Genomic DNA, 7,729 nt, shown 5'->3' with positions numbered 1-7,729 from the left:
GGCCAAGACCGGGATGGCGACCGTCGACGCGGCGAGCACGACGAAGATCGCGGCCGCAATCACCTGGGCGCCGGCGCTCAGGGTGCTGTTGCCGACGGCCAGGCCGGCGGCCGCGCACAGGATCAGCACCTCGGGCCGTACCGGCACCAGCACCGCGCCCATCACCCCGGCGCGCGCCGGCGACAGGGTGGAGAACGACCGCATCCAGCGCGGCATGCTGCGCTGCCGATGCCGGGTGAACCAGTGATAGGCGGCCAGCGCGAGGAGCGCCACGCCGAAGGCCAGCCGCACCCAGGCCGCCCATTTCGGCGGAGTCGCGTGGAAGCCACTGAGCAACTCCGACCCGCTGACGAAGGCGGCGGTGAGGGCGACCAGGCCCAGCAGCCAGCCGCCCAGAAAGGAGAGACTGGCCGGGCGCGGCCGGGGCGCGTGCAGCACCAGCACCGCGGGAATGACCGTGATCGGCGACAGGGCGATGACGGCCGCCAACGCCACGAGTTTGCTCAGGACCGAGGCCCAACTTGCGTCCACGGGCAGCAATCATCGCATTGGCGTGGCGCTCATGCGGTCATCACCGCGGCCGTCAGCCTTTGCGGCGCAGCGTCCAGGCGGGCACCCAGTGCGTCACCGTTCGGCGCTTGGCCCCGTAGGCGACGGGATAGGTCACCAGCCCCCACCAGTCGCCCTGCTCGCACAGGCCCCAGCAACTCAGCCACCCCTCGACGACCTTGTGCAGCTGCAGCCCGTTGGGCTGATACCGGCCCGAGCGGTGCGGCTCGCGCGGGAAAAGCACCGTCAGGTCGACCAGCACCGCGACCGCCGGACGGACCACCCGAAACGGGCTGCGGACCGGTTGGCCGTTGTACCCGATCGACGCGAGCGGACCCATCGATCGATCATACGTTCGAAGAGCGGCTCGTTGAGCCCCCAGGTTCGCCCGGTTCGCTTCTGGCAACATAGCGGTGTGTTCAGCCAAACCGCGACGTCCCGGGCGGTTCGGTGAGCATCGAAACCACCGAAGAATCACCGAGCCGCCGCGGCCTGCTGAAGGGTCGCCGCCCGGCGGCCGCGGCGGCGCTGGATCCGCTGCTCGTCGCCGTGCTGGCCGTCGCGGTCGGCCTGGCCGGCGCCGCCCGGCCCTCATTCTGGTACGACGAGGCCGCCACCATTTCGGCCGCCTACAGCCGGTCACTGATCCAGATGTGGCACATGCTGGGCAACGTCGACGCCGTCCACGGTTCGTACTACCTGCTGATGCACGGGTGGTTCCAGGTCTTCCCGCCCACCGAGTTCTGGTCGCGCGCCCCCAGCGCCCTGGCCGTGGGGGCGGCGGCCGCCGGCGTCGTCGTGCTGGGCAAGCAGTTCTCGTCCCGTACCGTCGCGGTGGCCTCCGGGTTGTTCTGCGCGATCCTGCCCCGGACCACGTGGGCGGCCATCGAGGCGCGCCCGTACGCAATGTCGATGATGGCCGCCGTGTGGCTCACCGTCCTGCTGGTCTACGCTGCGCGCCGCGACACCGGTTGGCTGTGGCTGGCCTATGCCGTCGCGCTGGCCTGCTCGGTCGTGCTCGACGCGTACCTTGCCCTGCTGCTGGCGGCGTATGCCGTGTTCATCGGCGTCTTCCACCGCGCCCGAACGTCCTTGGCGGGCTTCGCGATTGCCTCGGTGCTCGCAGTAGCCGCGCTGCTGCCGTTCCTGATGACGGTCGCCGGGCAGGCACACCAGATCAGTTGGGTCGCACCCATCGGCCACCGCACCATCGAAGACGTGGTGATGCAACAGTATTTCGAACGATGCCCGCCGTTCGCCGTGCTGTCGGCGTTGCTGATCGGCGCGGCAATCGTGTTGTGGCTCAGTGGGTCCGCGCGTCTGGCGGATTCGCAGCGCCGGCTGCTGGTGCTGACGACGGGGTGGCTCGCGGCACCGACGGCCGCGATCGTGACGTATTCGGCGCTGGTTCATCCGATATACACCCCGCGCTACCTGTGCTTCACCGCGCCCGCGCTGGCGCTGATCCTGGGCGTCTGCGCCGGCGCGGTGGCCGCCAAACCGTGGCTGACGGCGGCGCTCGTCGGTCTTTTCGCCGTGGCCGCCGCGCCCAATTATGTTCGGGTGCAACGTAACCCGTATGCCAAATACGGTATGGACTACAGCCAGGTCGCCGACCTGATCACCGCGAAGGCCGCACCGGGCGATTGCCTACTGGTCAACGACACGGTGACGTTCATGCCGGCTCCGATGCGGCCGCTGCTGGCGGCGCGCCCGGCTGCCTATCGCAAGCTGATCGACCTCACGCTGTGGCAGCGGGCGACCGACCGCAACGACGTGTTCGACACCAACCTGATCCCCGAGGTGGTGGCCGGACCGTTGAGCCAGTGCGGCGTCGTCTGGATCATCACGCAGGCCGACCCGTCGCAGCCGTCGCACGAACAGGGTCCGGCGCTGCCGCCGGGCCCGGTCTATTGGGCGAGCACCGCCTTCGCGGTGCCGCACGACCTGGGCTTCCGCCTGGTGGAGCGCTGGGCTTTGAACCTGGACCAGGTGCTCAAAGCCCAGCGCTAGTCACCAGATGTGGATCCAGTCGACGAGCATGTCCGCCGGGTAGGTGGCCGCCGCGGGATCGCCGGCACCGACCCCGCCGACCGCCAGGGTGAACATGGGCGTCATCCAGTAACCGGGATTGTTGAACGGCCACCGGAAGTCGTCCGGGGCGCCGCCGTGGACGTGGATGGGTTTGTTCGGCACGCTGAAGTACTGCGCCCCGTCGCGGGCGAACTGGAATCCGTCCTCGCCCCAGTGCATTCGCCAGGTGTGCCAGTTGCCGTCGACCATGCCGGGGATGGACTTGCCCTCCCACGTCTTGCCGTTCGACGCGGCGTGCACCGTGGTGCCCGGCGGCCACGAGCCGTTGCCGTACCACTCGAAAAGGTCGACCTCGCCGTCCGGCAGCGGGTCCTCGTTCACACCCCAGAACGCCGACCACAGGCCCGGTTCCAGACAGTTCAGTTTGATCCGCGCTTCCCAGGTCTGGTTGATCATGCTGCGGAAGTTGCCGCGCAGTTTGGCGCCGTAGTAGGTGTCACCTTCCTGGGTGGCGCGCAGCACGAGATTGGAGTTGCCGTCCTGGAACACGTTTCGGCGGTCGTCGCGGTAGATCCCGGCGACCGGCGGGAACACGTCGTCCTGCCAGGTCTGGATGGTCCACTTGCCCGGATCGGGAGCCGAACCCGCCGGGCCGTCGAACTCGTCGGCGAAGATGTAGCCGCCGCCGCCCGCCGCCGGTGCGGCCGGCACCGAAGGGCCCGATGGGGCGGCCCAGGCACCCGGCAAGCGCATCGCAGCCCCGATCATGCCGAGGCCCGACATCAACATCATGCTGCGACGATCCATCTAAACCACCAATCGTTAAAGCCGGCTCGTCAAGCTCGGCGCGATCTCCCCAGGCAACTCTCGCAAACGGTGTTATGAAACCACGCGGTGGGGTGGCCCGCATGCTGCCGTCGCGATCCGCGCGCGACGTTCCCGATCACGACCCGCGCGCCGGTCCGTCGCCGCGATCCCCCTGGCATAAACAAGGGACGATAGCAGCAGTGACGCCCGCTTCCAGGGATTTCACCCCCCAGCCATCAACTTAGTTGACATCGCTGCGGCCGCTGGTATCAAGGAGATTGATGGTTCGAGAAAGGAAAGCAACCATGTCTCATGGATTCTTCGGCGGTTTCGGTGGGCCCGGTTTCGGTGGGCCCGGTTTCGGTGGTCCGGGCTTTGGCGCGCCGGGCTTCGGTGGGCCGGGCTTCGGTGGTCCCGGGTTCGGCGGTCCGGGTGCCGGTGGGCCCGGCTTCGCGCCGTTCGGCAAGAAGGGTCGGCACGGTCTCAAGCGCGCCGCGTTCGTCACCGCGGCGTTGCTGCTGGACGGCCCGGCCGACGCCGCACAGGTGGTGCAACGGGTATCCGACGCGACCGGCGGTGCGTTCACCCCTCCCCAGGACATCGCCGAGCTTGCGATCGGGGTCCTCGCCGGTCGCGGCGTCGTCACCGTCGACGGCGGTGTAGCGACGCTGACCGAGCTCGGCCGAAACCTGTTGGCCTGGCGCGGGGTCAGCAGCGAGACCGCGCACGCCTTCTTGGGCGGGGCGGCCAAGTTCGGTGACGTGGTGAAGATCCGCAAGGAGCTCTTCGAGATCGCCGGCCTGGCCCGCACCATCGCCTGGACGGGCACCGACGAGCAGAAGCAGCAGCTCGCCGAGACCCGCACCAAGGTGCTCGAGGCGTTGACCGACGCGCGCAAGGCGCTGCACCGCGTGCTCGGCGAGGACTAGCGCGGCGGCGCCGGCTAGCGGGACGTGGGTTCGCTGAGCCTGACCAGGGTCTTGCCGACGTTGACGCCGGTGAACAGGCCGTTGAGGGCATCGACGCACGACTCGATGCCCTCAAAGATGGTCTGCCGGTGGTGAAGTCGGCCCTCGGCCTCCCACTGGCGTAGCGCGGCGAACGCCTCGTCGAAGCGGCCCCACTGATCGAGCGCGTTGAACCCCTGCATCAACGCGGTCTTGGACAACAGGTTCACGTAGTTGGCCGGCCCGGGGTGGTCTCCGGTCAGGTAGCTGGAGATGACGCCGCACAGGACGACGCGCGCGTGCGAGGCCAGCCTGCCCAGCACGGCGTTGAGGATGGGCCCGCCCACATTGTCGAAGTAGACGTCGACGCGTTGCGGGCAATGCTTTTTCAGCGCCGCCGCGACGTCGTCGTTCTTGTAGTCGATGCACGCGTCGAAGCCGAAATCCTCCACCACCGCCCGGCATTTCTCCGGACCGCCGGCGATCCCCACCACCCGGGCGCCGGCGATCTTGGCGATCTGCCCGGCGACCGATCCGGTGGCACCCGCGGCCGCCGACACCACCACCGTTTCCCCGGGCTGCGGCCGGCCGATGTCGGTCATGCCGAAATAGGCGGTGGCGCCGGTCGGCCCGTAGACCGACATGATCGCCAGCTGGTCGTCCTCCCCGGGGATCGGCGTGCTGAACAGGTCGTCGCGGATGAGCGCGTATTCCTGGAAACCGGTCAGGGTGGTGACGACGTCACCGACGGCGTAGGCGTCGCACCGCGAGGCGACCACCTCGCCGATCCCGGCCGCCCGGATGACCTCGCCCAACTGCACCGGCGGAAGGTAGCTGGGCTGGTCGTCGAGCCAGGTGCGCGCGGCGGCGTCGATGCCGACGTACGTGGTGCGCAACAGCGCCTCGCCGTCGGCGGGCTCGGGCGCCGGCGTGGTGACCAGTTCCGTGTCCTCCGGCTGGACCAGCCCGGACGGGCGACGACGAAGCAGGACCTGGCGATTCGGCACATCGGGCACGGTCGTAAAAACTACCGAACCGGCCGTAAACGCAGAAGCGAATGGCATATTCATTCCATGCCAGCAAACGAAGACCCGGAAGACCGGATCCGGGAACTCGAGCGCCCGCTCGCCGAGGCGGCGCGGGCGTCCGAGCAGGGCAGCGCGCAGCCCGCCGGCCAAAACTATCCCCCCGGCCCGGCGAGCGCCCCGCCACCGCCGCCCACCCCGTGGACATCCGGCGGGCCCACATTCGGCCCGCGCCAGCAACGCCCTTCCGGCAACCGCGCGTGGTGGATCGTCGGCACGCTGGTCGCCATCGGTGTGCTGGCCCTCGCCGGCGGCATCGCGGCCTTTGCCGCACACCAGCTTTCCGGGGTCAAGTCGATCATCGCCACGCCGCCGACCATCTCCAAAACGTTTAGCCCGCCGAGCATTTCGACGACCCCCGGTCCGTCGACGTCCCACCGCAAGCCGGCCTCGCCGTCGACCTCACCCGCCGCTCCGCCGGGCACCGAGCTCAGCGTCTCCGGCGTCAACGAGAACCGGACCATCGCCTGCAACGACAACATCGTCAGCGTCAGTGGGGTTTCCAACACGGTCACGATCACCGGGCATTGCACCAGCCTGTCGGTGTCCGGTGTGCAGAATGAGATCACCGTGGAGACCGTCGACAGCATCGAGGCCTCCGGCTTCAACAACAAGGTCACCTACCGCTCGGGCGCACCGAAGATCAGCAACTCCGGCGGCTCGAACGTGGTGCAGCAGGGCTAAGCCGAAACCTCTTGTTACGCAGGCTCTTCGGCGTCGTCGTCCAGGACGCTGACCGCGATGCCGTAGGGCAGGAACCGCACCTTGCGTTTGGGGTCGACGTTGTTCTTGTTCGCCCGCAGCGCGTCGAGTTCGGTCGCATAGACCTGTTCGACGCGTGCGCCGCCGCTTTCGTCGACGGTGTAGATGGCCCACACGCCCTCACCGGCTTCGCCGGCGGTTTCCGGGGCGCTGCGCGGGCGCCGCGTCAGGTCGTCGAAGACGGCGGACCAGCCCGTCCGGGCGCCGGGGGCGGCCACGAACCTACTGACCCGCTCGAACACGTCACGCAGGCCTTCGCTGCCTTCCCGAATCATTCGATCGAATTCGTCGGGGTCGAATCCGAATCCACTGTGCTCGCCCACACGACCTCCTTGGCGCTCGTGCCGTAACTGCCAGTGTGCGCTCAGTCCAGACCGTTTGCCACGCGCTACGGGGCCGGTGGCGCCGGCGGGGGCGGCGGGGTGATCGGAATCGGCACCGTGACGAACGGGAAGTGCAGATACATCGTCACCGGCGGCTGCTGGGGCAGCTGCGGTGCGGCGGGCGCGGGCGCCGGGGGCGGCGCCGCCGGCGGAGGCGCTGCCGGTGCCGCGGCCGGCGGGGGCGCCGGGCGCTCGACGGGCGGTGGTGTGTACTGCGGCGCGGGCCGGGCCGGGGCGCGCCGGACCGGTGCCGCGGGCGGCACCGTGACCGGTTCCTGCGGCGCGGGCTGCTGCACCGGCGACGGCGCCGGGGCGGCCACCTCCGACGGGCTGGGTGCGGGTGCGGGTGCGGGCGGCGGTGGCGCCGGGCTCGGGACGGGCAGCTGCGCTTGCGGGGGGTTGCTCGGTGGGGCCGCCGGTAGCTGCACTCCGGGCGTGGCGACGCCGACGCCGGAATTGTGGCGCACGTTCGATCCCGGGCGATCCGACGCCAGAGTCACCAGCACCACCCCGCCGATCACGGCGACGATGCCGGCCAGGGCGCTGCCGGCCAGCAGCATGGACAAGGGCCGGCGGCGCGGTGGGTCCTCGTCGTCGTCGGCGACGGCGCTGTAGGCCCGCACGTCGGTGTCGACGTCGGCGTGGCCCCAGACGTCCAGGTACGACGGGCCGAGGCCGGGTGGATTCATTTCGCCGGTGCCCGGATCCAGCGCGTAGGCCAGGGCGGCCGTCGACGACGCGAACAGCGGCGCGTTCGCCGAGGCCAGGGCCGCGCCGCGGGCCAGCGCCATGTCCGGCTCCTCGGGGCCGGTGACCGGAAGCGGGGTGGCCGCCTCGAGCGTGGACTTCAGCGCCACGATGTCGGTTCCGCAGCCGATCACGAACACACCGTCGGCGCGCGACCCGCGGGCGTCCAGACCGGAGACCATCGACGCCAGCTCGACGGCCAGGCCGCCCGCGCGAGCGTCGCCGATCTGGCGCCGGTGCAGATCGACGATGGAGCCGTCGGATACGCGCTCGGCTACGAGCGCCTCGCGATGCTGTTCGTCGAGCCGGCGAACGCGACGCTGGCGGTGGTCGACGTCTCCGACGGCTCCATCGTCGATCTGGACCAGCGCCAGATCGGCGACGCTCGCGCGGGCGGCCTGGCCGTCGAGCTGGC

9 protein-coding genes are annotated in these 7,729 nt (G+C 70.0%); 3 read left to right on the top strand and 6 right to left on the bottom strand.

The genetic code is table 11. The annotated features are described in order from the left end of the window. A partial coding sequence (locus A5646_RS20600; RefSeq protein ID WP_067023876.1) for a GAP family protein occupies positions 1-531 on the bottom strand: 531 nt, incomplete at its 3' end. A 52-nt stretch (positions 532-583) separates the two neighbouring features. Beyond that, positions 584-889 carry a hypothetical protein gene (locus A5646_RS20595; RefSeq protein ID WP_066863422.1) on the bottom strand — a complete coding sequence of 102 codons (306 nt, stop codon included), beginning with the start codon at positions 887-889 and terminating at the stop codon, positions 584-586. A gap of 155 nt (positions 890-1,044) precedes the next feature. On the opposite strand from A5646_RS20595, the gene A5646_RS20590 reads away from it, so the two are divergent. Then, positions 1,045-2,562, top strand: coding sequence for a glycosyltransferase family 39 protein (locus tag A5646_RS20590; RefSeq protein WP_082984802.1), 1,518 nt, complete (start codon positions 1,045-1,047; stop codon positions 2,560-2,562). Here the strand turns inward: A5646_RS20590 and A5646_RS20585 are convergent, their stop codons facing one another. Further along, entirely contained in the window at positions 2,563-3,390 is an 828-nt protein-coding gene (locus A5646_RS20585) for a family 16 glycosylhydrolase (protein ID WP_067023870.1), read from the bottom strand. It abuts the gene before it with no gap. A gap of 305 nt (positions 3,391-3,695) precedes the next feature. Between A5646_RS20585 and A5646_RS20580 the strand changes: the two genes are divergently transcribed. Next, positions 3,696-4,319: a hypothetical protein gene (locus tag A5646_RS20580; protein WP_066876415.1), complete on the top strand. Its 624-nt coding sequence runs from the start codon at positions 3,696-3,698 to the stop codon at positions 4,317-4,319. A gap of 14 nt (positions 4,320-4,333) precedes the next feature. Here A5646_RS20580 and A5646_RS20575 read toward each other — a convergent pair whose 3' ends face one another. Continuing rightward, positions 4,334-5,353 (bottom strand): NADP-dependent oxidoreductase, encoded by a 1,020-nt coding sequence (locus tag A5646_RS20575; RefSeq protein WP_066863433.1) that lies wholly within the window; start codon positions 5,351-5,353, stop codon positions 4,334-4,336. Between the two features lie 57 nt (positions 5,354-5,410). On the opposite strand from A5646_RS20575, the gene A5646_RS20570 reads away from it, so the two are divergent. Further along, positions 5,411-6,106: a DUF3060 domain-containing protein gene (locus A5646_RS20570; protein WP_067023867.1), complete on the top strand. Its 696-nt coding sequence runs from the start codon at positions 5,411-5,413 to the stop codon at positions 6,104-6,106. A 14-nt stretch (positions 6,107-6,120) separates the two neighbouring features. Here the strand turns inward: A5646_RS20570 and A5646_RS20565 are convergent, their stop codons facing one another. Together A5646_RS20565 and A5646_RS29540 are read right to left on the bottom strand one after the other, a co-directional pair. Continuing rightward, positions 6,121-6,459: a hypothetical protein gene (locus tag A5646_RS20565; RefSeq protein ID WP_369806975.1), complete on the bottom strand. Its 339-nt coding sequence runs from the start codon at positions 6,457-6,459 to the stop codon at positions 6,121-6,123. Between the two features lie 113 nt (positions 6,460-6,572). After that, on the bottom strand, positions 6,573-7,729 hold a 1,157-nt coding region (locus tag A5646_RS29540), incomplete at its 5' end, for a hypothetical protein (protein WP_231998424.1).

The sequence above is a fragment of the Mycobacterium sp. 1245499.0 genome, from assembly GCF_001673615.1.
In the GTDB taxonomy this organism is placed as follows: Bacteria; Actinomycetota; Actinomycetes; order Mycobacteriales; family Mycobacteriaceae; genus Mycobacterium; species Mycobacterium europaeum_A.
The sequence above is the reverse complement of the archived record's forward strand: the minus strand, read 5'-3'. Positions and strand labels throughout refer to the sequence as shown.

Coding starts and splice junctions, on each gene's coding strand:
- A5646_RS20570 (WP_067023867.1), top strand. CDS start 5,411: ATGCCAGCAAACGAAGACCCGGAAGACCGGATCCGGGAACTCGAGCGC.
- A5646_RS20565 (WP_369806975.1), bottom strand. CDS start 6,459: ATGATTCGGGAAGGCAGCGAAGGCCTGCGTGACGTGTTCGAGCGGGTC.
- A5646_RS20595 (WP_066863422.1), bottom strand. CDS start 889: ATGGGTCCGCTCGCGTCGATCGGGTACAACGGCCAACCGGTCCGCAGC.
- A5646_RS20580 (WP_066876415.1), top strand. CDS start 3,696: ATGTCTCATGGATTCTTCGGCGGTTTCGGTGGGCCCGGTTTCGGTGGG.
- A5646_RS20585 (WP_067023870.1), bottom strand. CDS start 3,390: ATGGATCGTCGCAGCATGATGTTGATGTCGGGCCTCGGCATGATCGGG.